The 26,613-nt window shown below is 62.7% G+C and carries 26 protein-coding genes, 1 pseudogene and 1 riboswitch; of the genes and pseudogenes, 19 read left to right on the forward strand and 8 right to left on the reverse strand.

The annotated features are described in order from the left end of the window. Positions 1-9 precede the first annotated feature (9 nt). On the forward strand, positions 10-762 hold the full coding sequence (locus EOA19_RS01530; RefSeq protein ID WP_023808638.1) for a crotonase/enoyl-CoA hydratase family protein: 753 nt from the start codon (positions 10-12) through the stop codon (positions 760-762). 3 nt (positions 763-765) lie between these two features. Here EOA19_RS01530 and pdxH read toward each other — a convergent pair whose 3' ends face one another. Then, on the reverse strand, positions 766-1,383 hold the full coding sequence (gene pdxH, locus EOA19_RS01535; RefSeq protein WP_023808637.1) for a pyridoxamine 5'-phosphate oxidase: 618 nt from the start codon (positions 1,381-1,383) through the stop codon (positions 766-768). 77 nt (positions 1,384-1,460) lie between these two features. Here pdxH and EOA19_RS01540 point away from each other — a divergent pair, with 77 nt between their 5' ends. The 4 genes from EOA19_RS01540 to EOA19_RS01555 all read left to right on the forward strand — a co-directional run bounded on the left by EOA19_RS01540 (position 1,461) and on the right by EOA19_RS01555 (position 4,510). Next, positions 1,461-1,922, forward strand: coding sequence for an RT0821/Lpp0805 family surface protein (locus EOA19_RS01540; RefSeq protein ID WP_023808636.1), 462 nt, complete (start codon positions 1,461-1,463; stop codon positions 1,920-1,922). Between the two features lie 100 nt (positions 1,923-2,022). Next, positions 2,023-2,952: a J domain-containing protein gene (locus EOA19_RS01545; RefSeq protein WP_023808635.1), complete on the forward strand. Its 930-nt coding sequence runs from the start codon at positions 2,023-2,025 to the stop codon at positions 2,950-2,952. A 105-nt stretch (positions 2,953-3,057) separates the two neighbouring features. Beyond that, positions 3,058-3,876 (forward strand): enoyl-ACP reductase FabI, encoded by an 819-nt coding sequence (gene fabI, locus EOA19_RS01550; RefSeq protein WP_023808634.1) that lies wholly within the window; start codon positions 3,058-3,060, stop codon positions 3,874-3,876. A gap of 46 nt (positions 3,877-3,922) precedes the next feature. Further along, positions 3,923-4,510 carry a histidine phosphatase family protein gene (locus EOA19_RS01555; RefSeq protein ID WP_023808633.1) on the forward strand — a complete coding sequence of 196 codons (588 nt, stop codon included), beginning with the start codon at positions 3,923-3,925 and terminating at the stop codon, positions 4,508-4,510. 45 nt (positions 4,511-4,555) lie between these two features. Here the strand turns inward: EOA19_RS01555 and EOA19_RS01560 are convergent, their stop codons facing one another. Beyond that, a complete protein-coding gene (locus EOA19_RS01560; RefSeq protein ID WP_023808632.1) occupies positions 4,556-4,816 on the reverse strand; it encodes a DUF1344 domain-containing protein in 261 nt (86 codons plus the stop codon). Positions 4,817-4,999: 183 nt separating this feature from the next. On the opposite strand from EOA19_RS01560, the gene aroC reads away from it, so the two are divergent. Together aroC and ribB are read left to right on the forward strand one after the other, a co-directional pair. Further along, positions 5,000-6,109 carry a chorismate synthase gene (gene aroC / locus EOA19_RS01565; protein ID WP_128302484.1) on the forward strand — a complete coding sequence of 370 codons (1,110 nt, stop codon included), beginning with the start codon at positions 5,000-5,002 and terminating at the stop codon, positions 6,107-6,109. A 112-nt stretch (positions 6,110-6,221) separates the two neighbouring features. Further along, a complete protein-coding gene (ribB, locus tag EOA19_RS01570) occupies positions 6,222-7,322 on the forward strand; it encodes a 3,4-dihydroxy-2-butanone-4-phosphate synthase (RefSeq protein WP_127268178.1) in 1,101 nt (366 codons plus the stop codon). 37 nt (positions 7,323-7,359) lie between these two features. Here ribB and EOA19_RS01575 read toward each other — a convergent pair whose 3' ends face one another. Then, positions 7,360-8,583 (reverse strand): MFS transporter, encoded by a 1,224-nt coding sequence (locus EOA19_RS01575; RefSeq protein WP_128302485.1) that lies wholly within the window; start codon positions 8,581-8,583, stop codon positions 7,360-7,362. Between the two features lie 121 nt (positions 8,584-8,704). Here EOA19_RS01575 and EOA19_RS01580 point away from each other — a divergent pair, with 121 nt between their 5' ends. Continuing rightward, positions 8,705-9,313, forward strand: a complete 609-nt coding sequence (locus tag EOA19_RS01580; protein ID WP_027035960.1) for a TetR/AcrR family transcriptional regulator — start codon at positions 8,705-8,707, stop codon at positions 9,311-9,313. 290 nt (positions 9,314-9,603) lie between these two features. Continuing rightward, entirely contained in the window at positions 9,604-10,587 is a 984-nt protein-coding gene (locus EOA19_RS01585) for a hypothetical protein (protein ID WP_245486021.1), read from the forward strand. A gap of 122 nt (positions 10,588-10,709) precedes the next feature. On the opposite strand, the pseudogene bluB reads toward EOA19_RS01585, so the two are convergent. Beyond that, positions 10,710-11,423 (reverse strand): annotated as a pseudogene (bluB, locus tag EOA19_RS35750) (5,6-dimethylbenzimidazole synthase); the annotation flags it as partial. A 14-nt stretch (positions 11,424-11,437) separates the two neighbouring features. After that, a riboswitch (cobalamin riboswitch) is annotated at positions 11,438-11,618 on the reverse strand. A 121-nt stretch (positions 11,619-11,739) separates the two neighbouring features. Here bluB and EOA19_RS01595 point away from each other — a divergent pair. From EOA19_RS01595 to EOA19_RS01620, 6 genes are all read left to right on the forward strand, one after another. Then, complete coding sequence (locus EOA19_RS01595) at positions 11,740-12,666, forward strand: histone deacetylase family protein (RefSeq protein WP_127290880.1); 927 nt, start codon at positions 11,740-11,742, stop codon at positions 12,664-12,666. Between the two features lie 3 nt (positions 12,667-12,669). Then, entirely contained in the window at positions 12,670-12,921 is a 252-nt protein-coding gene (locus EOA19_RS01600; RefSeq protein WP_127268720.1) for an exodeoxyribonuclease VII small subunit, read from the forward strand. Positions 12,922-13,032: 111 nt separating this feature from the next. Beyond that, positions 13,033-13,299 carry a DUF2277 domain-containing protein gene (locus EOA19_RS01605; RefSeq protein ID WP_027035955.1) on the forward strand — a complete coding sequence of 89 codons (267 nt, stop codon included), beginning with the start codon at positions 13,033-13,035 and terminating at the stop codon, positions 13,297-13,299. 39 nt (positions 13,300-13,338) lie between these two features. Next, entirely contained in the window at positions 13,339-14,259 is a 921-nt protein-coding gene (locus tag EOA19_RS01610) for a pirin family protein (protein WP_023808622.1), read from the forward strand. A 130-nt stretch (positions 14,260-14,389) separates the two neighbouring features. After that, complete coding sequence (dxs, locus tag EOA19_RS01615) at positions 14,390-16,303, forward strand: 1-deoxy-D-xylulose-5-phosphate synthase (protein WP_128302487.1); 1,914 nt, start codon at positions 14,390-14,392, stop codon at positions 16,301-16,303. A gap of 148 nt (positions 16,304-16,451) precedes the next feature. Further along, entirely contained in the window at positions 16,452-16,745 is a 294-nt protein-coding gene (locus EOA19_RS01620; RefSeq protein WP_023808620.1) for a hypothetical protein, read from the forward strand. Positions 16,746-16,834: 89 nt separating this feature from the next. Here the strand turns inward: EOA19_RS01620 and EOA19_RS01625 are convergent, their stop codons facing one another. Both EOA19_RS01625 and EOA19_RS01630 read right to left on the reverse strand, forming a co-directional pair. Next, positions 16,835-17,986: a GNAT family N-acetyltransferase gene (locus EOA19_RS01625; protein WP_023808619.1), complete on the reverse strand. Its 1,152-nt coding sequence runs from the start codon at positions 17,984-17,986 to the stop codon at positions 16,835-16,837. After that, complete coding sequence (locus tag EOA19_RS01630) at positions 17,983-18,978, reverse strand: sterol desaturase family protein (RefSeq protein WP_023808618.1); 996 nt, start codon at positions 18,976-18,978, stop codon at positions 17,983-17,985. Before EOA19_RS01630 ends, EOA19_RS01625 begins: the two co-directional genes overlap by 4 nt. 325 nt (positions 18,979-19,303) lie before the next feature. On the opposite strand from EOA19_RS01630, the gene EOA19_RS01635 reads away from it, so the two are divergent. Continuing rightward, positions 19,304-20,068 carry a TlyA family RNA methyltransferase gene (locus tag EOA19_RS01635; protein WP_128302488.1) on the forward strand — a complete coding sequence of 255 codons (765 nt, stop codon included), beginning with the start codon at positions 19,304-19,306 and terminating at the stop codon, positions 20,066-20,068. After that, positions 20,065-21,306: a class I SAM-dependent RNA methyltransferase gene (locus tag EOA19_RS01640; protein WP_023808615.1), complete on the forward strand. Its 1,242-nt coding sequence runs from the start codon at positions 20,065-20,067 to the stop codon at positions 21,304-21,306. The genes EOA19_RS01635 and EOA19_RS01640 overlap by 4 nt, the downstream gene beginning before the upstream one ends. Before the next feature lie 197 nt (positions 21,307-21,503). Here EOA19_RS01640 and tldD read toward each other — a convergent pair whose 3' ends face one another. After that, positions 21,504-22,916 (reverse strand): metalloprotease TldD, encoded by a 1,413-nt coding sequence (tldD, locus tag EOA19_RS01650; protein WP_128302490.1) that lies wholly within the window; start codon positions 22,914-22,916, stop codon positions 21,504-21,506. A gap of 157 nt (positions 22,917-23,073) precedes the next feature. Further along, positions 23,074-23,628 carry an invasion associated locus B family protein gene (locus EOA19_RS01655; RefSeq protein ID WP_023808613.1) on the reverse strand — a complete coding sequence of 185 codons (555 nt, stop codon included), beginning with the start codon at positions 23,626-23,628 and terminating at the stop codon, positions 23,074-23,076. A gap of 259 nt (positions 23,629-23,887) precedes the next feature. On the opposite strand from EOA19_RS01655, the gene coxB reads away from it, so the two are divergent. Together coxB and ctaD are read left to right on the forward strand one after the other, a co-directional pair. Then, positions 23,888-24,904, forward strand: a complete 1,017-nt coding sequence (gene coxB / locus EOA19_RS01660; protein WP_164892812.1) for a cytochrome c oxidase subunit II — start codon at positions 23,888-23,890, stop codon at positions 24,902-24,904. 38 nt (positions 24,905-24,942) lie between these two features. Further along, on the forward strand, positions 24,943-26,595 hold the full coding sequence (ctaD, locus tag EOA19_RS01665) for a cytochrome c oxidase subunit I (protein WP_023808611.1): 1,653 nt from the start codon (positions 24,943-24,945) through the stop codon (positions 26,593-26,595). Positions 26,596-26,613 lie beyond the last annotated feature (18 nt).

Raw genomic sequence — 26,613 nt, forward strand, 5'->3', positions numbered from 1 at the left:
GAAAACACCGTGACAGACCATATCCTCGTCGAGCGCCAGGGCGCCATCCAGATTATCCGCATGAACCGGCCGGACAAAAAGAATGCGCTGACGCGCGCCATGTATGCGAAAATGTCAAAAACCCTGGCCGAAGGCGACGCCGACCCGGCGATCCGCGCCCACGTCTTTCTCGGCGTGCCCGGCGCTTTCTCCTCCGGCAACGACCTTGCCGACTTCATGGTCGTCGCCACCGGCGGCGACGGCGGCACCGAAGTCTGGGATTTCCTGATGGCCCTGGCCAAGGTCGAAAAACCCATGGTCTCCGGCGTCGATGGCATCGCGGTCGGCATCGGCACCACGCTCAATTTGCATTGCGACCTGACCTTCGCCACGCCACGCACCGTGTTCAGGACGCCTTTCGTCGACCTTGGCCTGGTGCCTGAGGCGGGATCGAGCCTGCTGGCACCGCGCATCCTCGGGCAGCAGGGTGCCTTCGCGCTGCTCGGCCTCGGCGAAGGCTTTTCGGCTGAACGGGCGAAGGCCGCCGGCCTGATCTACGAGGTGGTCGAGGAAGCAGCGCTGGAGGCCTCGGTGCTGGCGGCGGCCGGGCAGATCGCGGCCAAGCCGCCGCAGGCGCTGAAGATCGCGCGCGACCTGATGCGTGGCTCGCGAGACGACCTCGTCGCCCGCATCGGCGAGGAAAGCGAGCATTTTCGCGAGCGGCTGAAGTCCGATGAGGCCCGCGCTGCGCTCACCGCGTTCATGACGAGAAAGAAGGCCTGAGCCTCAGGGATAAAGCCGTGTCTTGTCCCAGCCGTCCTTCGCACTGCGCGTAAAAACGAGCCGGTCGTGCAGCCGGAACGGCCTGTCGTGCCAGAACTCAATGGTGCTGGGCACGATTCGGAAGCCGGACCAGTGCTTTGGCCGCGGGATCTCGCCGACCGGGTAGCGTGCCGTGTATTCTGCCACCGCCTTTTCCAGCGCAAAGCGGCTTTCCAGCGGTCGCGACTGTTTCGAGGCCCAGGCGCCGATGCGGCTGCCGCGCGGCCGCGTCGCGTAATAGGCGTCGGCTTCGGCGTCGCTGACGATCTCCACCGGTCCGCGAATGCGCACCTGGCGGCGCAGCGACTTCCAATGGAAACACATCGCCGCCTTCATGCTGCCAAGAATCTCCTGGCCCTTGGCGCTCTCGAAATTCGTGTAGAAGACAAACCCGCCTTCATCGAATCCCTTGAGCAACACCATACGCACATCCGGCATGCCGTCGGCATCGACGGTCGCCAGAGCCACGCCGTTGGGGTCGTTCGGCTCGCTTTTCGTTGCGTCGTCCAGCCATGCGGCAAAGAGGCGAAACGGCTCGGCAGCCTCGGTAAAGTCACCGCTTGTTAACTCAGTGTCACTCATAGTTTTTCTCAAATTGTCACGAAGCCAAGATTCTTACAAAACCAAGATTCTTAACGAAGCAAGGGGGAGGCTGCCGATTGTCGCGTATCGCGCAAGCTTTTGACAGCAGGCAATGGAGCGTTATCGCTTCGGCCAGCGCGAAAGCCGCGATCGTGGCGGTCGCCTTGCCGCTTGCCGCGTGTGGCGCCGGCGGCTTCAGCCTGGAAAAAGCCGAAGTCGACCGCTCGATTCTGACCAGCAGCACGTCGGCCTCGGCCGCGCCGGCCAATTTGGATCGCGACTCCGACCAGACGACGATCGGCAATGCAGTCTCCTCGGCCGACATTGAGCAGCTCGGCGGGCAGGCCGTCCCATGGGCCAATGCCGATACCGGCTCGCGCGGTTCCATCACCGATCTGGCGGAATTGAAGGACAACGGCCAGACCTGCCGCCGCTTCAAGGCCTCGCGCGAAAGCTTTGACGGCGTTGCCATGTTCGAAGGCGAACTGTGCCTGGCCAGCGCCGGTGGCTGGCGCATGCAGGACTTCAAGGCACTCTGATTTTCCGCGTCTGATATGCTGCTCCAGCACTGGAATTTCTTCCTATGCGAGCGCATATAGGAGGCAACCAGAGACTCAACTCTACTCCAGGGCAGTAAGCATGCGCGACCCCTATGAGGTGCTGGGCGTTGCCAGGAACGCATCGGCCAAGGACATAAAGTCGGCGTACCGGAAACTCGCCAAGAAGCATCATCCGGATCAGAACCCGAATGATCCCAAGGCGAAGGACCGTTTTGCCGCGGCCAACCAGGCCTATGAGATCGTCGGCGACGAAAAGAATCGCGCCGCTTTCGATCGCGGCGAAATCGACGCCGACGGCAAGCCGCGATTCCAAGGCTTTGAGGGCGCTGCCGGTGGCGGCGATCCCTTCGGCGGCTTCCGCCGGCAGCAAGGTCCGGGCGGTTCGCGGTTCGAATTCCGCTCTGGCCGACCGGGTGGCGATCCGTTCGACGGCAACAGCGACATCTTCAGCCAGATTTTTGGCGACACTTTTTCGGGCGCGCGCGGTCCCGGAACGGGCGATCGCCGCCAGCAGGCGACAGCAGCCGATCTGAACGTGACGCTCGACGTCACCATCGAGGAAGCGGCGACCGCCGAAAAGGTGACGGCGATGTTCCCCGACGGCCGCAAGGTGGCGGTCAAGCTGCCGGCCTATGTCGAGGATGGCCAGACCATCCGCCTCAAAGGCCAAGGCGAGCAGGGGCCGGGCCAGCCAGGCGACGCGCTGGTCAAGATCCATCTGCGCCGCCATCCACGCTACCGCATCGAGGGCCGCGACCTGCACGCCGATCTGCCGGTGGCGCTGGCGGATGCGGTGCTCGGCGCCAAGGTGCCGGTCGAGACGCCGACCGGCAGGCTTGCGGTCAACATTCCTGCCTGGTCGAGCTCCGACAAGGTCCTGCGGCTGAAGGGCAGGGGCCTGCCGGAAAAGGCCGGCGGTCACGGCGATCTCTATGCCCACGTGCGTATCATGCTGCCGGAAGGCGGTGATAGCGCGCTCGAAGCGCTGTTGCGCAGCCAAAAAGGCTGATCGGCGGCTTTTGTCCCTGAACTGTCCGGTTTGAGCGCTTGAAGGGGCTCTGTGCCTGTGCGATAGGGCAACCCACAAAGCTGAAATCTTGCGGAGAGCGCTGACATGGCGGGTGGACAGGGCCTAATGGCCGGCAAGCGCGGCCTCATTCTTGGCGTCGCCAACAACAGGTCGATTGCCTATGGCATCGCCAAGTCGTGCGTCGACCATGGCGCCGAGATCGCGCTGACCTATCAGGGCGAGGCGTTCAAGAAGCGCGTCGAGCCACTGGCGGCGGAACTGGGTGCCTTTGTCGCCGGCCATTGCGACGTCACCGATCCGGCGAGCCTGGACGAGGTTTTCGCCAATGTCGCCAAACATTGGGGCAAGCTTGATTTCCTCGTCCATGCCATCGCCTTCTCCGACAAGGACGAGCTGACCGGCCGTTATGTCGAGACGACGCGCGACAATTTCCTGCGCACCATGGACATTTCGGTCTATTCCTTCACCACCATTGCGAAGCGCGCCGAGGCGCTGATGACCAATGGCGGCTCGTTGCTGACGCTGACCTACTACGGTGCCGAAAAGGTCATGCCGCACTACAACGTCATGGGTGTCGCCAAGGCGGCGCTCGAGGCCAGCGTGCGCTACCTGGCGGTCGACCTCGGCGCCAAGAAGATCCGCGTCAACGCCATTTCGGCCGGCCCGATCAAGACGCTTGCGGCCTCTGGCATCGGCGATTTCCGCTACATCCTGAAGTGGAACGAGTACAATTCGCCGCTGAAGCAGACGGTGACGCAGGAGGAAGTCGGCGATTCCGGCGTCTATTTCCTGTCCGACCTGTCGCGCGGCGTCACCGGTGAAGTGCATCACGTCGATTCGGGCTACCACGTCGTCGGCATGAAGGCGGTCGACGCGCCTGATATTTCGACGGTCAAGGACTAACACCCGGCCAACCGTCGTCCGTCCCGATCCCGCACCGGAAGACCTGATGTACCCGCTGGTTTATATCGCGCGCCACGGCCAGACCGCGTGGAACGCCGAAATGCGGCTTCAGGGGCAGGCCGACACCGATCTCAACGCTCTTGGCCGCGAGCAGGCGACCGGAAACGGGCTTCGGCTAGCCGCGTTGGTCCCAAATCCCTGGGAATTCGATTTCCTCGCCAGTCCGATGAAACGGACGCGCGAAACGATGCAGCGTATTCGCGCTGCGATGAAGCTCGATCCGGGTGCCTATCGAACCGATCCGCGCCTCGTCGAGGTCAATTTCGGCGACTGGCAGGGATTTACCTTTCCCGAACTCGAGACACGGTATCCCGGAGCGAGCATGACGCGGGCTCTGGACAAGTGGAACTTTCAGCCCCCCGGCGAAGGCGCCGAGAGCTATCAGATGCTGCTCGAACGGGTGAGGCCATGCTTCGACGCGATCGACCGCCAGTCGATCTGCGTGACTCATGGCGGCGTCATGCGGACCCTGTTTCGCTTTGTGCTGGGCATTGCCGAGGCCGAGGCGGCGAACCTGGAGATACCGCAGGATCGTCTGCTCAAGCTTGAAGGCAAGAGCCTGGAATGGCTGTAAGCCCACCTCTGAGGGCGAGCCACCGCCCGATTTTTACTGGAAGCTCTAGTTGGCAGAGCTGTCCGGCAGTTCCATGTCGGTGACGATGTTTTCACCATTGGTTACATCGTAGGCGATGACGATGTCCATGCCCGGCTTCAGCGCGTCGAGATCGGTCTCGGCGTTCAGCTTGTAGGACTTGCCGTCATCCAGCGTCAGCGTCGCCGTGTCCTTGTCGATCTTCTTGATCAGGCCTTCGGTCTGGCCGGCGAAAGCGGCGGTGGAAAGCAGCAGCGTGGCGGCAACGGCGCCAATCAGGGTACGCATAATCGTTCCTCTTTATCATTGCACCGGCACGGCGGCGGCGGATACTCAACGGCGGATCGAAGAAAGCAGAAACCAGCCGAATGTGTCAAAACTTAAACGGCTGGGATGACAGTTTGACCACTGCGAAAAACGCCAATAGAAGGCAGGCTTCAGCCGGCTCCGCTGCCGGGCAGGGCACTTTCCATGTCTCACAACACGTTCGGCCACCTTTTCCGCGTCACCACCTGGGGGGAAAGCCATGGCGCCGCCCTCGGCTGCGTGGTCGACGGCTGCCCGCCTGGCATCCGCTTTACGCGCGACGATATCCAGGTCGAACTCGACAAGCGCCGGCCGGGGCAATCACGTTTCGTGACGCAGCGTCGCGAACCAGATGAAGTGAAGGTGCTGTCTGGCTTCATTTTCGACGAGGACGGCGAGACGATGATCACCACCGGCACGCCGGTGTCGATGCTGATCGAGAATGTCGACCAGCGTTCAAAGGATTATGGCGAGATCGCCCGCCAATACCGGCCGGGCCATGCCGACTACACTTATGACGTGAAATACGGCGTGCGCGATTATCGCGGCGGCGGCCGCTCCTCGGCCCGCGAGACGGCAGCCAGGGTGGCGGCCGGTGCCTTGGCGCGCAAGGTGGTTCCGGGCGTGGTGGTGCGCGGCGCGCTGGTGTCGATGGGCGAAAAATCCATCGACCGCGCCAACTGGAACTGGAATTTCATCGGCGATGCCGAAAATCCGTTCTTCACCCCCGATCCGGCGTCCGTTCCTGTCTTCACCAGATATCTCGACGGCATCCGCAAGGCGGGCTCCTCGGTCGGTGCGGTGATCGAAATCGTCGCCGACGGCGTTCCGCAAGGCCTCGGCGCGCCGATCTATGCCAAGCTCGATCAGGACATCGCCTCCGGCTTGATGTCGATCAACGCGGTCAAGGGCGTCGAGATCGGCAACGGCTTCGAGGCCGCCCGCATCACCGGTGAACAGAATGCCGACGAGATGCGCATCGGCAATGACGGCAAGCCGGTGTTCCTGTCCAACAATGCCGGCGGCATCCTTGGCGGCATCTCGACCGGCCAGGCGATCGTCGCCCGTTTCGCCGTCAAGCCGACCTCGTCGATCCTGACGCCGCGAAAGTCGATCGACAAGGACGGCAAGGACGTCGAGATCATGACCAAGGGCCGCCACGATCCATGCGTCGGCATCCGCGCCGTGCCGATCGGCGAAGCAATGGTTGCCTGTGCGATCGCCGACCACTATCTGCGGCATCGGGGACAGACGGGGAGGGGAATAGGGGAATAGGGGAATAGGGCAATATGTTGCGCTCTTAGTCCGGCCGGCCAAATCTTTTTGCTTTTCCCCTACTCCCGTACTGCCCTACTCCCTTATTCCCCTGCGAGCGAAGCGAGTACCCATGCCTTACGACCAGAAAAAAATCGTCGAAGCCCTGCGTGCTTTCGAACGCGGCGAGATCGTCGTCGTCATGGATGATGACGGGCGCGAGAACGAGGGCGACCTGATCGTCGCCGCCGTCCACTGCACGCCCGAAAAAATGGCGTTCATCGTTCGCCACACGTCCGGCATCGTCTGCACGCCGATGCCGCGCGAAGAAGCCAAGCGGCTTAACCTTGCGCCGATGGTCGCCGACAACGATTCCGCCCACACCACGGCTTTCACCGTCAGCGTCGATTTCAAGCATGGCACCACCACGGGCATCTCGGCCGAAGATCGCACTTTGACCGTTCGCAATCTTGCCAACGGCAATGTCGGTGGCTCGGATTTCGTCCGGCCCGGCCACATCTTCCCTTTGATTGCGCGCGAAGGCGGCGTGCTGATGCGCTCCGGCCATACCGAAGCCGCGGTCGACCTGTGCAAGCTCGCCGGCCTGCCGCCGGTCGGCGTCATTTCCGAGCTGGTCAATGATGACGGCACCGTCAAGCGCGGCCCTCAGGTGCAGGCTTTCGCCGAGGAGCATGGGCTGAAGCAGGTTTCGGTCGCCGACCTCATCGCCTACCGGCAGCGCAAGGAAACTCTGGTCGAACGCGTCGCGTGCTCGGAAATCGACACGCTCGGCGGCAAGGCACAGGTCTTCACTTACACGCTGCCGTGGGACTCCATGCATCACGTCGCGATAGTCTTCGGCGACATCCGCGACGGCGAGGAGGTCCCGGTGCGTCTGCATTCCGAGGATGTGGTGACCGATGTCTTCGGCACCAGCCACCGGCTCGACGCCATCATGAAGGCGATGGGTGAGCGCAGGCGCGGCGTCATCGTCTATCTCAGAGAAGGCTCCGTCGGCGTTGCGCATCAGGAACGCAAACGGCCGGCCAGCGGCGACCGCGAGGATCACGAAGAGGCTCGCCGCCGCGAAAACGAGTGGCGCGAGATCGGGCTCGGCGCGCAGATCCTCAAGGATCTCGGCATCTCCTCGATCAACCTGATCGCCTCGCGCGAACGCCACTATGTCGGCCTCGAAGGTTTTGGCATCCACATCGCCAAGACCGAGATCCTCTAGGCAGCTAGCGCCCGGCTCGAAACCGGGCGCTATCTGATTATTCCGCGGCAATCGCGGCCGCTTCACATACGTCCATCTCGCACTCAGTCGTGGCAAGGCTGCGTTGGCCAAGCAGCACCGTGGCCAGCGCGATCGTGCCTGAAGCCACCGACACCCAGAACCCGTTCGGTGCACCGAACGCATCCACCACCGCGCCGGCCGCGAACGAGCCCAGCGCCATGCCGATGCCGATGCCGGTCATGACCCAGGTGATGCCTTCGGTCAGCATCGCTTCCGGCACATGCCGCTCGATCAGGCCGAAGGCCGTGATGAAGGTCGGCGAGATCGCCACACCGCTGATGAACACGGTCAGCGCCAGCAGCGGCACGGTGTCGGCGGCGAGCGGCAACAGCGTGCCGAGCGCGACGAGGGCGACTGCGATGGCGAGCTGGCGTTGCAGCGGCGCCTTCAGGCTGAGCGCGCCGACGATGATGCCGAGCACGAACGATCCCAGCGCATAAACGCCGATGACAAGGCTGGCGGCGCCGGGTTGGCCAAGCTCCTTGGTGATCGCCACGGTGGTCACTTCCGTCGTCGCGAAGGTTGCGCCGACGAAGATCAGGGCAAGCGTGATGATCTGAACCGGCCGCAGGCGGATCGCCGAGCCGCTTGAGTTATGGTCGACCGGCCGCACCTGGGGCTCGGTCGAGCGTTGCAGGATGAAGGCCGCTGATCCGAATGCGAGAAATAATGTGCTCACCAGAACGCCGGCTTCCGGGAATAGGGCGGCACTCAGGCCGACCGATAACGATGCCCCGGCGATATAGACCAGTTCATCGGCCACGGACTCGAAGGCGAATGCGGTGTTCATCTGCGGTCGTCCTCGGAAAATCTCTGTCCAGCGCGCCCGCACCATCGCAGGTATGCTTGGCATGGCGGCGGCCAGGAGTGCCGACACGAACAGCGTCCACACCGGCCAGTCCTGGTTGGCCGCCGCTATGAGGACGGCGAAAGCCAGCACCGCGATGATAGTGGTGGGCACGACGATTCGTGTCTGGCCCAGGCGGTCCACCAGTCTCGATATTTGCGGCGCGACGAAGGCGTTGGCCAGCGCGTATGTCGCCGAGACGGCTCCAGCCAGCCAGTATTCGCCGCGCGCCTGCGACAGCATCGCCACGATGCCGATGGGCGCCATGGCGATCGGCAGGCGCGCTAGGAAGCCGGCGGCCGCAAAGCCCTTGGCGCCGGGGGCACGAAAGATTTCCGCATAGGGATTTTGCATCGGTTGGTTCCTCGACAAAGGACGATTGGACAATTACATACGGAGCGTATGATTATTAGATAGAGCATACGCCGCGTATGTCAATTAGCATACGAATCGTATGTGAATAGGTCCAGGACACATGCACAAACCCCGCAAGGAGATGATCGCCGAGACGCGCGCAAAGCTTATTGCGGCGGCCCGTCATGCCTTCGGCACAACAGGCTATGCGGAAGCCTCGATGGATGATTTCACCGCTTCGGCCGGGCTGACGCGCGGTGCGCTCTATCATCATTTCGGCGACAAGAAGGGGCTGTTGCAGGCGGTCATAGCCCAGATTGACGGCGAGATGGCGGCGCGCATCAATGAGGTCGCGTCGAGAGCGCCGACCCGTTGGCAACATTTCGTCGACGAATGCTCGACCTATATCGAGATGGCGCTGGAGCCGGAAATCCAGCGCATCATGTTCCGGGATGGCCCGGCCGTGCTGGGGGATCCAGCGCAATGGCCGAATTGCAGTGCGTGCATCGCTTCAATGACCGACCATCTGACCGCGCTGCAGGAGGAGGGGGTCGTTGTCTCCAGCCTCGACCCCGAGACGGCCTCGCGATTGATCAACGGAGCGAGCAGCCAGGCAGCGCAACGGATCGCCAATTCGAGCGACCCCGAAGCGACGTCGAAGAAGGTGGTGACGGCGTTCAAGCAACTGCTCGAAGGCCTGCTCAAGAAGCCGGACCCGCAGTCGAATTGAAGTTCCCACCGGAGCTTTCGTGCCCGGCAGCTGTTCCCGATAGGAATTTTTTCTTGACTCGGTGACCTCAGCTAAGGTATATATTCGTCCATGGTGCTGATTTGCGCCAGTGACCCGCCGCACAGGCGGGTTTTTCGTTTGATGCTCCGTCAGCCGCGCGCCGGCGAAAGGCTCCGAAAGAAAACCGTCAGCCCGAATTCGTTGCCCTTCGGCGTCAAGGGCCGGCAATTGACAATCGCCGGGTTGAGCCCATCCTCTTCCACCATCTCTGAGGCGGAGATTCGGGGCACATGTGGGATTTCGAGATCGGCCGGTCGGTGTCCATCATGATGCGGACCTGGCCGTTCATCGTCTTTCGCATGATCGTCTATTTCGGCATCACACTGGCCTACATCATGGCGACCGGCACCGGTGCCTCGGTCGGCTATGGCGTCGGCCATATCTCCACCGATCCCGACGGGCCCATGTCCTTTGCCCTGTGGGGCGGCGTGGTCGGGTTTGGCATCGTCTCGATCGCGGTCTACTGGATCCGCGAATACATCCTCTACATCGTCAAGGCCGGCCACATCGCCGTCATGGTTCATCTGATCGACGGCCGCGACATTCCCGGCGGTCAGGACCAGATCGCCTACGCCAGGGATATCGTGACCCAGCGTTTTGCCGAGGCCAACACCCTTTTCGTCGTCGACCAACTCGTCAAGGGTGCCATCCGCGCCATCACCAGCCTGCTCGGCGGTATCGCCGCCTTCCTGCCGATACCGGGCCTGAGCGGCCTGGTCTCCTTCATCAACACCGTGATCCGCCTGTCGCTGACCTATGTGGACGAGATCATCCTCGGCTACAACATCCGCATCAATTCAGCCTCGCCGTTCGAGACGGCGCGCCAAGGCGTCGTGCTGTATGCCCAGAACGGCAAGGTCATGGTCAAGAACGCCGTCTGGCTGGCGGTCATCATGTGGGGCGTGTCATTCATCATCTTTCTGATGATGCTGGCGCCTGCTGGCGCAATTCTGTTCCTGATGCCTGGTCAGCTCGCCGGCTGGGCTTTTGTGCTCGCCATCGTCTTCGCCTGGGCATTCAAGGCGGCGTTCATTGAACCCTTCGCCATCGCCTGCTTGATGCAGGTCTATTTCAAGACCATTGCGGGCCAGGTGCCGGATCCCGCCTGGGACGCCCGGCTGGCCGAGGCGTCGTCGAAGTTCAGAGAGCTCAAGGACAAGGCGCTGGCCTCCTTCGGCGGTTCGCGCTGGGGTACGGCCGGCGCCACACCCTGATCCGCTGGGCGGGTGATGTCTGGTGAGGCAGAAACGGTGTTGAGGCGCGCCACGGTGGATTTGAGCTGTGTCTCGCCTTGCCCGGAAAAGGTCTCGCTCATGATCAGCTCCGGCAGCGGCAGCCGCCGTCCCCAGCCATGCGTTTCAAGGTCCGGTTTGGGAGCGAACTCGGAAACACGGCCGACGCAGAGATAGGCGATCGGCGTTACGTGGTCCGGAATGGCCAACAGCCGCTTCAGCGCCTCAGCCTCGATGATGCTCACCCAGCCGACGCCAACGCCCTCGGCACGCGCGGCCAGCCAGAAATTCTGCACCGCGCAGACGGTGCTGTAGAGATCCATCTCCGGATTGTGCCAGCGTCCCAGCGGCGAACCCTTCGAGCGCTGCCGGTCGCAGGTGATGCAGATGTTGAGCGCGCTCTCGCAGATGCCTTCCAGCTTGAGCTTGCGGTACAGCGCCTGTTTTTCCGCCTCGATCGCCGGCAGTTCCTGTTCTCGCGCGGCCAGGAACAGGTCGCGCACCTCCGCCCGTCGTTTGACATCGCGAATGACAATGAAATTCCATGGCTGCATGAAGCCGACCGATGGCGCGTGATGGGCGGCAAGCAGCAGCCGTGCCAGCACGTCGTCATCGATCGCGGTGGGCAGGAAATGGCTGCGCACGTCACGCCGCGTGAACATGGCGCGGTAGACCGCATCGCGCGCATTCTGGTCAAATCCATCGTCAATGGCAGCGGTCATGTGTTCCGGCATCGCTTGTCCCCTTGCGATTGCAGATTCAAAACTGACAGAGCGTACTTTGTGCGTCCAAGTAGACGCACGTCGCTCTGATGCCATCCGCCTGACCACGCGGATGACAATGCCTGCCAGGCCGGTCTTCTGGCTCGGGATCAACCCGCGTCCGGTGCCTTCCCGTCATCGACAGTGGCATTTACCGGCGCGGTCCCCCTCACAGCGTTGGGCACGCCACGGAATTCAACCGTGTTCCCGATTCTCCCGCTTGCGGCGGGCACCAGGCAGTACCAGGGACCTTACGCCGAAGCGCCCGCGGGGCCAATGCCTGCGGCGACGCGAATGGACGCAGTCGCGATTTTCCCCAGTCATCGGCCGCCCGTGCATGGCCTTTGTCGATCCGGGTCACTAGATTAGGACGATGACCACCCGTCTCTACACCCATCCGATCTTCCTCGAGCATCTCACGCCGCCCGGACATCCCGAGCGGCCCGACCGCTTACGCGCCATCGAGCGCGTGCTCGACGACGAAGCCTTTGCCGGGCTCGATCGTATTCAGGCGCCGGAAGGCGACGAGGCCACCATCCTCTACGCGCATCCCGCCGATTTCGTCGCCCGCGTGCGCGCCGCCATCCCCGACGAGGGGATTGCCCGCATCGATGCCGACACCACTGCCAGCCCGAAGAGCTGGCAAGCGGCGATCACCGCGATCGGCGCCGCCAACGCCGCCGTCGATGATGTCTTTTCGGGCCGCGCCGACAACGTCTTCGTCGCCGCCCGGCCGCCCGGCCATCATGCCGAAAAGACCACGGCGATGGGCTTTTGCCTGTTCAACACGGCGGCGATCGCGGCGCGTTATGCGCAGAAGAAACACGGTGTCGAGCGCGTTGCCGTCGTCGACTGGGACGTGCATCACGGCAATGGCACGCAGGATATTTTCTGGGACGATCCGTCGGTGCTCTATTGCTCGACACACCAGATGCCGCTTTATCCCGGCACCGGAGCGAAGACCGAAACGGGCGCCGGCAACATCGTCAACGCACCGCTGGCGCCGCAGACCGGCAGCGAAGTGTTTCGCGATGCCTTCCTGTCGCGCGTCCTGCCCGCGCTCGACAATTTCGCGCCCGACCTGATCATCATTTCGGCGGGGTTCGACGCGCACCACCGCGATCCGCTGGCCGAGATCAATCTGACCGAGGATGATTTCGACTGGGCGACCGGCCAGCTGATGCAGCGCGCGGCACGCCACAGCGGCAACCGGCTCGTCAGCCTGCTCGAGGGCGGCTACGATCTGCAGGGATTGGCATTTTCGGTCGCCGCCCATGTCGGGCGACTGATGAAAGGATGAATGATGGCCGATGAGACCAACGAAGACGTCAAGGCGATGAGCTTCGAGCAGGCACTCGATGCGCTGGAGAAGATCGTCGATGATCTGGAGCGTGGCGACGTGCCGCTCGACCAGTCGATCAAGATCTATGAGCGTGGTGAGGCGCTGAAGGCGCATTGCGACCGGCTGCTGAAGGCCGCCGAGGACAAGGTCGAGAAGATCAGGCTGTCGCGCGACGGCAAGCCGGTTGGAACGGAGCCACTCGACGCGGATTGAGGCTCGGTCCGAACGATGGCCTCGCCTCACCGGTTTTTGGACATGATCATGATCGAGGATATAACTCGTTCCGATTGAAACAGCTCAAGGACAAGAGGAGATACGGAAGCGATGTGCAGAAACATCAAGACCCTGTTCAATTTTGATCCGCCGGCAACCAATGACGAGGTGCGCGACGCGGCTCTTCAGTTCGTCCGCAAGCTGAGCGGAACCACGCGACCCTCGAAGCAGAACCAGCACGCCTTCGACCATGCCGTCGAAGCCATCGCCGCCTCGGCGCGCGAACTGCTCGATTCCCTGGAAACCCACCAGCATCCGCGTAATCGCGAAGAGGTGGCGGCCAAGCTGCGGGCAAAGGCGGCGATCCGCTTTGCCTGATGCGGCCAGGCGGCCTTCGACCACCGACAAGGAGAGTCCATGAGCTTCTTCCCCGGGAAAGACCCTGAGGCAGGCGATGCCTTCGCCAGCGATCAGATCGAATTGATGGTCATACCCAACGCCAAGGATATCGGCGGTTTTCAGGTGCGCCGTGCCCTGCCGACGGCAAAAAGGCGGCTGGTGGGGCCTTTCATCTTCTTCGACCGCATGGGGCCCGCGGTCCTGCGCGCCGGTCAGGCACTGGATGTCCGTCCGCATCCGCATATCGGCCTGTCGACGGTCACCTATCTGTTCGACGGCAAGATCCGGCACCGCGACTCACTCGGCACCGAAATGGTCATTCAGCCCGGCGACGTGAATTTGATGACCGCCGGCCGCGGCATCGTCCATTCGGAGCGTACACCGGAGGAACTGCGTGGCGCGCCGATGTCGGTATCCGGCCTGCAGACATGGCTGGCGCTGCCGGACGACAAGGAAGAGGTGGCACCGGTTTTCGAGAATACCGCAGCGCTTCGGCTTCCCGAGATCGAAGCCGAAGGCGTCAACGGGCGCCTCATCATCGGCGATTTCCAGGGACTGCGGTCCCCGGTCAGGGCCGACACGGAGACGCTCTACGCCGACCTGCGCCTGGCGCCCGGCGCCAGCGTGAAAATCCCTGCTGATGCGGAAGAACGCGCCATCTATACGCTGGAAGGCGAGGTCTCAATTTCGGGTGATGTATTCCCAGCCGAACGGCTGCTGGTGTTCCGTCCCGGTGACGAGATCGTCGTGTCGTCGCAGACCGGGGCGCATTTCATGCTGTTCGGCGGCGCCTCTCTTGGTTCGAAGCGTTACATCTGGTGGAATTTCGTCTCGTCGTCCAAGGAGCGCATCGAACAGGCGAAAGAGGAATGGAAGACGGGCCGCTTCGACATCGTTCCCGGAGACGAGGAAGAGTTTATTCCGCTGCCGGAAAGCTGATGCCCTGTCACCCAAAAGTGGCAGAACGAAATGCATAGACAAAAGACTAGGGCCTGATCCGCGTCACTGACACACATTTACTTTCGCCGGCCGGCGGCCTATTCGCCCATCAACCGAAAGCCCGAGCACCGTGAACGCAACGCCGCATACGCCGCTTCTCGACAAGGTCCGCATCCCGGCCGACCTGCGCACGCTTGCCGAAAGTGAACTGCCGCAATTGGCGTCCGAGCTTCGCGCCGAGCTGGTCGACGCCGTGTCCCGCACGGGTGGTCATCTGGGCGCAGGGCTTGGCGTGGTCGAGCTGACAGTGGCGCTGCACTATGTCTTCAACACCCCCGACGACCGGCTGATCTGGGATGTCGGCCACCAGGCCTATCCGCACAAGATCCTGACCGGCCGCCGCGACCGTATCCGCACGCTGCGCCAGGAAAGCGGTCTGTCCGGCTTCACCCGCCGCGCCGAGAGCGAGTACGATCCCTTTGGCGCCGCCCACTCCTCGACGTCGATATCGGCCGGCCTCGGCATGGCCGCCGCCCGCGATCTCTCCGGCGGCCGCAACAACGTCATTGCCGTCATCGGCGACGGCGCCATGTCTGCCGGCATGGCCTATGAGGCGATGAACAATGCCGGCGCGCTCGATGCACGGCTGATCGTCATTCTCAACGACAACGACATGTCGATCGCGCCGCCGACCGGCGCGATGAGCGCCTATCTGGCGCGGCTGGCCTCCGGCAAGGCCTATATCGGCCTGCGCGATTTCGGCAAGAAACTGACGTCCTATCTCGGCAAGCGCGCGGATCGTGCGATCACAAGGGCAGTCGAGCATGCACGCGGCTACGTCACCGGCGGCACGCTGTTCGAGGAACTCGGCTTCTATCACATCGGCCCGATCGACGGCCACAATCTGGAGCATCTGATCCCGGTCCTGAAAAACGTCCGCGACAATGGCGAAGGCCCGGTGCTCATCCATGTCGTCACCCAGAAGGGCAAGGGCTATGCGCCGGCCGAAGCCGCTGCCGACAAATATCACGGCGTCAACAAGTTCGACGTCATCACCGGCGCGCAGGCCAAGGCGCCAGCCAACGCACCGGCCTACACCAAGGTGTTCGCCGAAAGCCTGGTCCAGGAGGGCCGCGAGGACGACCGTATCGTCGCCGTCACCGCAGCCATGCCGAGCGGTACCGGCCTCGATTTGTTCGGTGAAGCGTTCCCGTCGCGCACCTTCGATGTCGGCATCGCCGAACAGCACGCGGTGACCTTCGCCGCCGGCCTTGCCACCGAAGGCTACAAGCCGTTCGCGGCCATCTATTCCACCTTCCTGCAGCGCGCCTACGACCAGGTCGTCCACGACGTCGCCATCCAGAAATTGCCGGTGCGCTTTCCCATTGACCGGGCCGGCTTCGTCGGCGCCGATGGCGCCACCCATTGCGGCGCCTTCGACACCACCTTCCTGGCGACACTGCCGGGTTTCGTCGTCATGGCCGCCGCCGACGAGGCGGAGCTGCGCCACATGGTGCGCACCGCGGCAAGCTATGATGACGGCCCGATCGCCTTCCGCTATCCGCGCGGCAACGGCGTCGGCGTCGACATGCCGGAGCGCGGCTCGGTTCTCGAAATCGGCAAGGGCCGCGTCGTCAAGGAGGGCACCAAGGTTGCATTGCTGTCCTTCGGCACGCGGCTGCAGGATTGCCTGATCGCCGCGGAGGAGCTAGGGGCTGCCGGGCTGTCCACGACGGTCGCCGACGCCCGTTTCGCCAAGCCGCTCGACGAGGATCTGATCCGGCGGCTGGCCCGCTCGCATGAGGTGCTGGTGACGGTGGAGGAGGGCGCAGTCGGCGGCTTCGCCAGCCACGTGCTGCAGTTCCTCGCCCATGAAGGCCTACTGGAAAGCGGCCTGAAGGTGCGCCCGCTGGTACTGCCCGACGCGTTCACCGACCACGCCAAGCCGGAAAAGATGTATGCCGATGCCGGGCTCGATGCTGCCGGCATCGTGCGCACCGTGTTCGTGGCACTCGGGCACACAGTCCACGCCCAGCGCGCCTGAATCAAAGTCTCAATGACTTGAATCGGTTTGCCGGCCAACGATCTTAACGCGTTGTTTACGCTGACGTTTGGCGCTTTGCTTACCGTGTCTGTTGGCCGTTTTTCAATGGCGCCCTGCTAGATCGTGATCAGGCAGGGAGACAACAACAATGAAAACGCTTCTGTGCGGTGCAGCGCTTTGCGCCGTCATCGTCGCGCCGGCCACAGCCGAAACGCGCTATGATCGCAGCCTCGAAAAGGCGGCGATGGGCATCATCGCTGGCAAGATGGGCGACATCCGCGGCGGCTTTTCATTCAAGCAGGTGCCGCAACTGGTGGTTCTGCCGGCCCCTGTTTCCGCGCCTGCGGTTGCCATCGAGCCTGCACGCGAGCAAGCTTCAGGAGGGCGTGAGGATGGGTTGTCTCCAGCCGTCGAGCGTCCGGTTCCGCGAAGCGTATTCTGAGCTGGAGAGCAGCAAGCCTTGATCGGGATTGCCCGATCGTTTCAATGTGCTTGCCGCTGTGCGGGTGATCTAAGAAGGCGCTGGCAATGCTACTCCGCCGCAACCAACTCCGCTTGCTGCGCCGGTTTCTCGGGGCGCCAGGATTGCGCCGCGTGGCGGGCGCGGTCTGCCAGGGCGGCTAGGCGTCCGCGCAGGTTTCGTCCACCCACCACCGACGACAAGGTCACCGAATGCGTCGCAAAGCGGCGCTTGAAATCCTCGCCGCCGCAGAGAAAATCGATCGTGGTCAAGCCCCGGTCAAACGACCACTGGATGTAATCCATCATCAAGACCATGCCTGGCGAGGCCCGTTCGAAGGCCGGATCATAGGTGGTGACGAAAGCCATCATCGTTCCATGCTGCTCGAAATTGATCGATATGGCGATGATCTCGTCTTCGCGTTCGAGCACGAAGATGCGCAGCAATCCAAGCTTGGCCAGAACGGATATGAGTGCCGCCAGCGCGGGGGAACCTTCGTCGAAGAGGTCCGAAACGCGGCCGTGTTTTGCAAGCCATACCCGCTTCAGTGCCGCGACGCGCTCCAGCACCGGCTCGCGGGCTTCGTGCGCGTCCATCAGGCGGAAACGCAGCGCGCCGCCTTCCTCCATGAATTTGTAGCCACGGCGATAGTTTTGCCGGGTTTTTTTCGACTGGCTTTCAAACCATTGTGCGCCGCGTTGCCCGGCGCCGGAAACTCGATAGCTGACCTCGCTGCGGTGGCTTGGCTGCAAGATATTGTCTTGGCCTGGGGCGGCGGGACCGAGCAGGGTCCGGAATCGGGCATCGGGCAACAGACGATTGAGGTAGGCAAGATCGAAGCCGCCATCGTCGAGGATATGTTGCCAGAGTTGCGGCAGGATCTGTGGCTCGGCATCGGGAGCAAGCAGGACATCGCCATAGTCGCAGTGATCTTTCGCCGCCCACTCCAGCATACGGATGCCCGAGCGCCAGAAGGTCGCGAGCGCAATGACGGCCTCGAGGCGCTCGCCGCTCCAGACCATGCCGATCCTGAGACCGCGGCGGTCCTGATGCGGTGTGGTGTGCCACCAGGCCGAGATCCAGTCGGGATGCTGGAAAACGAGGCCGCCGGCGCGTTGCCAGAGCGCTGCCCAGGCGGGCGCGATTTCTGCCAGTCGCGCTGACGACGTCGCAATTTCGATCCGGTGCGTTCGCGGCATCCGGAACACGGCGGGTCCGTTCATGGCTTGCCCCCTTGCGGCGATTGCTGTGGCTCGGGCTTGTCGGTGCGGAAATGTCTGGCGATCTGCCGCCACATCCGCTTCAGCGGCAGAACATAGAGGCCTGCGAGCGACTGGTAGTCGCGCACGTTGCGTTCGATCAAACCGAACTTGAAGTCCTCGTCGGGTCTGGGAACGCATAGCGTTCCGAAGAGCCGATCCCAAAACGAGAAGAGCAGCCCGAAGTTCTTGTCGTAGTGGCGCGGGTCGGTGCTGTGGTGCAATTGATGCCAGTGCGGACACAGGATCAGATTGTTCAATGGTCCAAACGAGATCTTGAAATGCGTGTGCCTGACGAAATCCATCATCAGGATGTTGCGTATGATGTAGACGTTGACGCCGAAGACCGTCAGCTCGACGAGGTTCAGCGACACCAGCGACCAGATCCCGAAGCAGATGCCGGGAATGACGCCGTCCCAGGCCCGGTTCATCAATTCGTCGAGCGGGTGGACGCGATCCTTGGTGATGCCGACCATCACCTCGGCCGAATGGTGGACCTTGTGCAGTTCCCAGAGCACCGGGTAGCGGTGCTGGGCGACGTGATAGAGATAGTACGAAATGTCGTAGGCAAGCAGCATGGTGATGGTGAAGATCGTCACCGTCACCGGCCCTGCCGGTCCTTTGATCAGGGGCGGCTGGATTGCCAGCAGCGTGGAGAGCAACCAGTTCGTCGCATAGCCGACGGCGCTGACGAAGACGACGCCGGCGGGCAGCATGAGGAATGGCATCAGCGCCTTCCGCGTCACCCAGAACAAAAGGTCGGCTTTCGCCGAGGGATGCGTGATGACCTCATGCGGGACTGCGAACTCGAAGAACTCTTTCCAGCTCTTTTTCTCGACCGTGCGCCAGTAGGCGACCAGGGCGCTGACCAAAGCAGTCAGCAACAGAAGTCCGGTCGCCAGCAGGCCGGCGCCGGAAATCCGGTCAAGAACCTTGTAGACGATATCGCTGGCCATTTCCAAGGTTGCCGCCTCTCCATCCGGGTTTTCCGGTCGTCGCGGTCATAACATTGAAGTCCTCAAGCAAATGCGATGAAAATTGGTTAAGAAATCATGAGGCTTTCTAGGTGTTTGGTATTTATCCGCAGGCGGCGAGACCCCATGCTTCGGCGGTCATCCGTCTCAACGGGCGTAACGCATGGATATTCATAAGGATGGTCGGCGGGACGGAACGCCTCACCATCGTCACGGTGCAAGATGCTGGGTGTGACGATGGAACGGGAGACGAAATGCTTCCATCTGGCGCTCTTGCCATCGTCGTCGGCTTTCGCCATGAAGGCCGATGAATTCGCCTTTGCCAGCCAGCGCACGCCAGCGGCTCGACGACCTGCTCGTCCAGCGCGGGCTGTTTGCCAGCCGCTCACGTGCCCGCGACGCGGTCGAGCGTGGCACGGTGACCGTCGACGGCGTCATTGCGCGCAAGCCCGGCCAGAGCGTTTTGCCGCAATGCCTTGTTACCATCGATGATCCGGCGCAAGGCTATGTGTCGCGCGCGGCACTCAAGCTGATCGGTGGGCTCGATCATTTCGGCCTCGACCCTGCCGGCTGTGAAGCGCTCGACATCGGCGCCTCGACCGGCGGCTTCACCCAGGTGTTGCTCGAGCGCGGCGTGGCCCATGTCACCGCGGTCGATGTCGGTCATGGCCAGATGCATCCTGATATCGGCGGCGACCCGCGTGTGACGGTGATCGAAGGACTGAACGCCCGCGACCTCGCTGTTGCCGATCTCAGCGGGCGTATTCCGGATTTCATCGTGTCCGACGTCAGCTTCATCTCGCTGAAACTGGCGCTGCCGCCGGCGCTTGGTCTGGCGAAGGCTGGCGCCAAGGCCATGTTTCTGGTCAAGCCGCAATTCGAGGCGGGCCGTGATGCGATCGGCAAGGGTGGTCTGTTGAAAGATCCCTACGACGCCTCTCGTGTCGCCGGCCTGCTGCAGGATTGGCTGGACTCCGTTCCCGGTTGGCGCTCGCTGGGCCTGCATTTGTCGCCGATCGAGGGCGGCGACGGCAATCGCGAATTCCTGCTCGGTGGGATCAAGGACCGATGAGCGCGCGCTTCAGCATCAGGAAACTTGGCGCTCAGGGCGACGGTGTCGCCGAGACCGAGACAGGGGATCTGTTCATTCCCTTCACACTGCCCGGTGAAACGGTTACCGCCGCGCGCGAAAGGGATCGCGCCATGCTGATGGCGGTGCTGGAATCATCGCCGCTGCGCATCGATCCCGCCTGCCACCATTTCACCGAATGCGGCGGTTGCGCGCTCCAGCATTTCGAAGCCGAAGCCTATCGCCAGTGGAAACGCGAAAAGGTGGCGCACATCCTAAAGGGCAAAGGCATCGATTGCGAGATCGGTGACCTGGTCGCCTGCGCGCCGCAGACGCGCCGCCGTGTCGTGCTTGCCGCCCGCCGCACCGATACAGGCATGCTGCTCGGCTTCCATCGCCATCTGTCGCCAGAGATCATCGCCATATCGGAATGCCCGATCTCGCTGCCGGAGATCGTCGCTTCGCTCGATCGGTTGAAGGCGCTCGCCGAATTGGTCTGCGCAACCACCAAATCGTTCCGGCTGGCGGTCACCGTGACCGGTTCGGGTCTCGATGTCGCGGTTCATGAATCCGGCAAGCTGGGGGAGCATCAGCGCCGCATCGCTGCCAATTTCGTCATGGCGCAGGGCTTTGCCAGGCTGTCCATCGATGACGAAATCATCATCGAGCCGAGGAAGCCGGTGGTCATGTTCGGCAGCGTCGCTGTAGCCTTGCCCCCGGGCGCGTTCCTGCAGGCAACCGAGGCCGCCGAACAGGCGATGGCCGATATCGTCGGCGGGCATCTGAAGCGTGCCAAGAAGGTGGCGGATCTTTTCGCCGGTTGCGGCAGTTTTGCTCTGCGCCTGGCCGCGAAGTCGGAAGTCCATGCGGTGGAGGGCGATGCGGCAGCCCTTTCGGCCCTCGACCGTGGATCGCGTTTCGCCACTGGCCTGAAGCGGGTGACGGGCGAACGCCGCGACCTGTTCCGCCGGCCGCTGACGTTCAAGGAGTTGAATGCGTTCGACGGCCTGGTGTTCGATCCGCCACGCGCCGGCGCCGAGGACCAGTCGAAGCAGATCGCCCGCTCGGATGTTCCCTACGTTGCGGCGGTGTCCTGCAATCCGGTGACGCTCGCGCGGGATTTGCGCATCCTGCTCGACGGTGGCTACACCTTGAAAAGCGTCACCCCGATCGACCAGTTCCTGTGGTCGCCGCATGTCGAGGCAGTGGCGCTGCTGGAGAAGCCGAAGAAGAGGCGGTAGATCATTCGCTGGTTTGGCGACGCCGTGCTTCCGCGAGCACGCCCGTTTCTATTTCTCTCAATGTTTTCGACTTGCCTCTGTTGGGCAGCGACCCGAACACATCCTCGGGTCGCGTTGGGGGAAAGACCGGAGCAGGCCGTGTGAGCTGATCGGCGGTTGAACTGGAGGCAACGGATTTTTCTCCAGTGGCCATCGCATCAGACCCGCGTGCCGCCGACCGTCATCTGATTCATGCGCAGATGCGGCTGGCCGACGCCGACGGGCACGCCCTGTCCGGCCTTGCCGCACATGCCGATGCCGGTGTCGAGCTTCATGTCGTTGCCGATCATCGACACGCGGTGCATGGCGTCCGGGCCGTTGCCTATCAGCATCGCGCCCTTGATCGGCTGCGTCACCTTGCCGTTCTCGATCATGTAGGCCTCGGTGCAGCCGAACACGAATTTGCCAGAGGTGATGTCGACCTGGCCGCCACCGAAGGAGACAGCATAAATGCCGTTCTTGACCGAGGCGATGATTTCGTCCGGCTCCATGTCGCCTGATGTCATGTAGGTGTTGGTCATGCGCGGCATCGGCTGGTGGGCGTAGCCTTCGCGACGGCCGTTGCCGGTTGCCTTCATGCCCATCAGCCGGGCGTTCTGGCGATCCTGCATGTAGCCGACCAGCTTGCCGTCTTCGATCAGCACATTGCGGGCCGAAGGCGTGCCTTCGTCGTCGACGGTCAGCGAGCCGCGCCGCTCGGGCATCGTGCCGTCGTCGACGACGGTCACCCCCTTGGCGGCGACCTGCTGGCCTAGCAGGCCGGCGAAGGCCGAGGTCTTCTTGCGGTTGAAATCGCCTTCCAGCCCATGGCCGACGGCCTCGTGCAGCATGACGCCCGGCCAGCCGCTGGACAAGACGATGTCGAAAGTGCCGGCCGGGGCCGGTATGGCCTCGAGATTGACCAGGGCTTGCCTGAGCGCCTCCTTGGCGGCGTGCTTCCAGCTGTCCTCGACCAGGAATTCGCCAAACGCCTTGCGGCCGCCCATGCCGTAGGAGCCGCTCTCCTGGCGGTCGCCATCGCCGACCACGACGGAGACGTTGATGCGGACCAGCGGGCGGATGTCGCGCACCATTTGGCCATCAGCGCGCACGATCTCGACATGCTGCCAGGATGCGGCGAGCGATGCCGAAACCTGCCGCACGCGCGGATCCTCGGCGCGCAGCCAAGCGTCGATTTCCTGCAAGAGCTTTGCCTTGGCCTCGAAGGAAGGCGAGGGGATCGGGTTCTCTTCGCCATAGAGATGGCGGTTGGTGCGGGCGGGTGCGGCGGCAAGCGTGCCGGAATAACCGCCCTTGACGGTTGAAACGGCATCGGCCGCGCGCAGCAGCGAAGCTTCGGAGAGGTCGCTGGAATGGGCATAGCCGCTGGCTTCGCCGGCAACCGCACGCAGGCCAAAACCCTGGTCGGTGTTGAAGTTGGCGGTCTTCAGCCGGCCGTTGTCGAACATCAGCGCTTCGCTCTCGCTGTATTCGAGGAACAGCTCGCCGTCATCGGCGCCGGTGATGGTCTCAGCGACGATCTGCTTGATGCGATCGTCTGAAATGTCGAATTGGCCGATCAGGCTGTTCATGGCGCGTCCGTTCACAGGAGGAATGGGTCTTTGCCACGATGTAGGCGCGAAGGTGCGCCGAGACAATCGTTCTGCCGCATTGTGAAGACAAAAGCGGTTTGCCAGCAGCCGGCCGATGTCACTTCTGGTTGATGAAGTCGGTGATGTCGCCGGGCTGTCAGGGGAGCGCGGCGAAGCCGTCGGCAAAACCCTTGAGGTCGACCGGGATGCCGATGCCTTCTTCCGGGGTCTGGAAGACGATGAAGGTGGCCGACGTGCCGGTCTTCAGCGTGTCGAGAAGCGGCTTTTCGAGAATGACCTCGGCATAGCAGCCGTCCTGGAAGCAGCGCACGAAATAGGCGCGGCCGATATCCTTGCCGTCGACATTGAGGCCGAGCCCGTTGGGCAAAAGCACGCCGAGCGGCGCCAGCACGCGCAGGATCTCCGCCTTGTTGTCAGCGGTGCGCAGCACCACGACCGACAGTCCCATCTCGGGACGGTCCTCGGCGACGACGTTCTGCATCATCACGCATTGTTCCGAGGTGGCGCCGGCCGGTGTGTCGCAGATGATCGACCATGCGCCATGCGTCGAGCGCACGGTGCCGCTCGGCTGCGCGGCGTTGGCCGTGCCGGACACGATCGCGGACAAGCCGATGCCAGACAGGGCGGCGAGAAAGATGACCTTCGCCCAGTTTCTCGAAAACCGAGAGTTTCTCGAAAGCCAGTAATTCATGACGGCTCCATTGCGAATCACGGCACTTTAAGCCGCGCCAAAGCCAAGTAAAGGACGAGACCGCACCAGGTCTGCCCCGAAAAAGCCAATAGGGCGCTTTTCCCTGCCAATTTCGCCCGAATTGCGACGTTCGGCACGTGCGGCCCGCGGGAATGCTGCTGCGGGCTCACTGTAGGCGATTCGGTGCTGCCGCGGCTGCCGCCAAAGGCACATCCGGGCTTGCGCGCAAAAATGCCGCACGGTTTCGTCCGCTCCTTTCTTGCGGAGGGAAAAAGAGTATGGTTTGAACCAGCTTGAAACTGTCGGGATTCCCGTCCCGGCATTGTTCGTTATTCTCGTGGGTACCGCAGCGAGGAACTGGGAGACGATGAGGGCGATGAGAAATTTCCTGGCAAACGCCAAGGTTCCAGCAAGTGCCAAGTTTCTAAGTGCTTGTGCCGCTATCACGTTTTTCGCCGGCGCATCCGCCCATGCCGACCAGCCCAAGAACTGGGAGACAACCTTCCAGGCGCCGGCGACCGACATGATGCGGCAGATCGAGTGGTTCGGGAACTACACCATGTGGTTCATCGTCCCGATCACCATCCTGGTGCTGCTTCTGCTCGCCTATTGCATCGTCAGATTCCGTGCGAGCGCGAACCCGGTTCCGTCCAAGACCAGCCACAACACGCTGATCGAGGTGATCTGGACTGTCGGTCCGGTCGTCATCCTGCTTTGCCTGGCTATTCCCTCGTTCCAGTTGCTGACCGCGCAATATACGCCGCCGGAAGAAGCAAAGCTGACCGTCAAGGCGACCGGCAACCAGTGGAACTGGGACTACGAGTACCAGACCGAAAACACGCTCTCCTTCAACTCCGCGATCCTCCAGGACACCGACCGCGCCGGCGCCGGCAAGGAGGACCGCAAGGTTTATCCGCGCCTGCTCGCGGTCGACAATGAACTGGTGGTGCCGGTCAACACCATGACCCGAGTGCTCGTGACCGCGACCGACGTGATCCACTCCTTTGCCATGCCGTCGTTCGGCATCAAGATCGATGCCATTCCGGGCCGCACCAACGAGACCTGGTTCAAGGCGGAGAAGGAAGGTATTTTTTACGGCCAGTGCTCGCAGCTCTGCGGCAAGGACCATGCCTTCATGCCGATCGCCATTCGCGTCGTCTCCGACGCGCAGTTCAAGACCTGGCTGGCGGCAGCCAAGACCGATCTGCCCGGCGCCAACAAGACGCTGATGGCCGAGGTGGACGGCCAGAACAAGGTAGCGGCCGCCGGCAACTGATGCCGCGGGTTAGCAAGATTTAGGGAACGGAGCGGAACATGGCAGACGCTGCAGCTCACGACGGGCACGACCACAAGCCTTATCACGGCTGGGTTCGCTGGGTTTATTCGACCAATCACAAGGACATCGGCACGCTCTACCTGATCTTCGCGATCATGGCCGGCATCATCGGCGGTGCCTTGTCGGTCGCCATCCGCATGGAGCTGCAGGAGCCTGGCATCCAGATCTTCAGCGGCCTGGCGCAAATGGTCTATGGCATGAACGGTGACGCCGCGATCGACGGCGGCAAAAGCATGTACAATGCGTTCGCCACCGCGCACGCCCTGATCATGATCTTCTTCATGGTCATGCCGGCGCTGATCGGCGGTTTCGCCAACTGGATGGTTCCGATCATGATCGGCGCGCCCGACATGGCGTTCCCGCGCATGAACAACATCTCCTTCTGGCTGCTGCCGCCGGCGTTCATCCTGCTGCTCACCTCGATGTTCGTGCCGAGCGCGCCCGGCGCGTTTGGCGTCGGTGGCGGCTGGACGCTCTATCCGCCGCTTTCGACCTCGGGCCAGCCCGGGCCGGCCATGGATCTGGCGATCCTGTCGATCCACATTGCCGGTGCGTCGTCGATCCTTGGCGCCATCAACTTCATCACCACCATCTTCAACATGCGCGCGCCTGGCATGACGCTGCACAAGATGCCGCTGTTTGCCTGGTCGGTGCTGATCACCGCCTTCCTGCTCCTGCTGTCGTTGCCGGTTCTGGCCGGCGGTATCACCATGCTGCTCACCGACCGCAATTTCGGCACCACCTTCTTTGCGCCCGACGGCGGCGGCGACCCGATCCTCTTCCAGCACCTGTTCTGGTTCTTCGGTCACCCTGAAGTGTACATCCTGATCCTGCCGGGCTTCGGCATCATCAGTCACGTCATCTCAACCTTCTCGAGGAAGCCGGTGTTCGGCTATCTCGGCATGGCCTATGCCATGGTGGCGATCGGCGCCGTCGGCTTCATCGTGTGGGCGCACCACATGTACACGACCGGCCTGTCGCTCGACACGCAGCGCTATTTCGTCTTCGCCACCATGGTCATCGCGGTGCCCACAGGCGTGAAGATTTTCTCCTGGATCGCGACGATGTGGGGCGGGTCGATTTCGTTCAAGACGCCGATGCTGTGGGCGCTGGGCTTCATCTTCCTGTTCACCATCGGCGGCGTCACCGGCGTCCAGCTGGCCAATGCCGGTCTCGACCGCTCGCTGCATGACACCTATTTCGTCATTGCCCACTTCCACTACGTGCTGTCACTGGGCGCGGTGTTCGCCATCTTCGCCGGCTGGTACTACTGGTTCCCGAAGATGACCGGCTACATGTATTCGCCCGTCATCGCTAACACCCATTTCTGGGTCACCTTCGTCGGCGTGAACCTGATCTTCTTCCCGCAGCACTTTCTTGGTCTCGCCGGCATGCCGCGCCGCACCATCGACTACCCCGATGCGTTTGCCGGCTGGAATTATGTGTCGTCCATCGGCTCGTATATCTCGGCCATCGGCGTCCTGATCTTCCTCTATGGCGTGTTCGAGGCCTTCCAGAAGAAGCGGATCGCCGGCGCCAACCCATGGGGCGAGGGCGCAACGACGCTCGAATGGCAGCTGCCTTCGCCGCCGCCCTTCCACCAGTGGGAACAGCTGCCGAAAATCAAGTAAGGCGGCTGCCCGCTCGAA

It is taken from the genome of Mesorhizobium sp. M7A.F.Ca.US.010.02.1.1 (genome assembly GCF_004023085.1).
Taxonomy (GTDB): domain Bacteria; phylum Pseudomonadota; class Alphaproteobacteria; order Rhizobiales; family Rhizobiaceae; genus Mesorhizobium.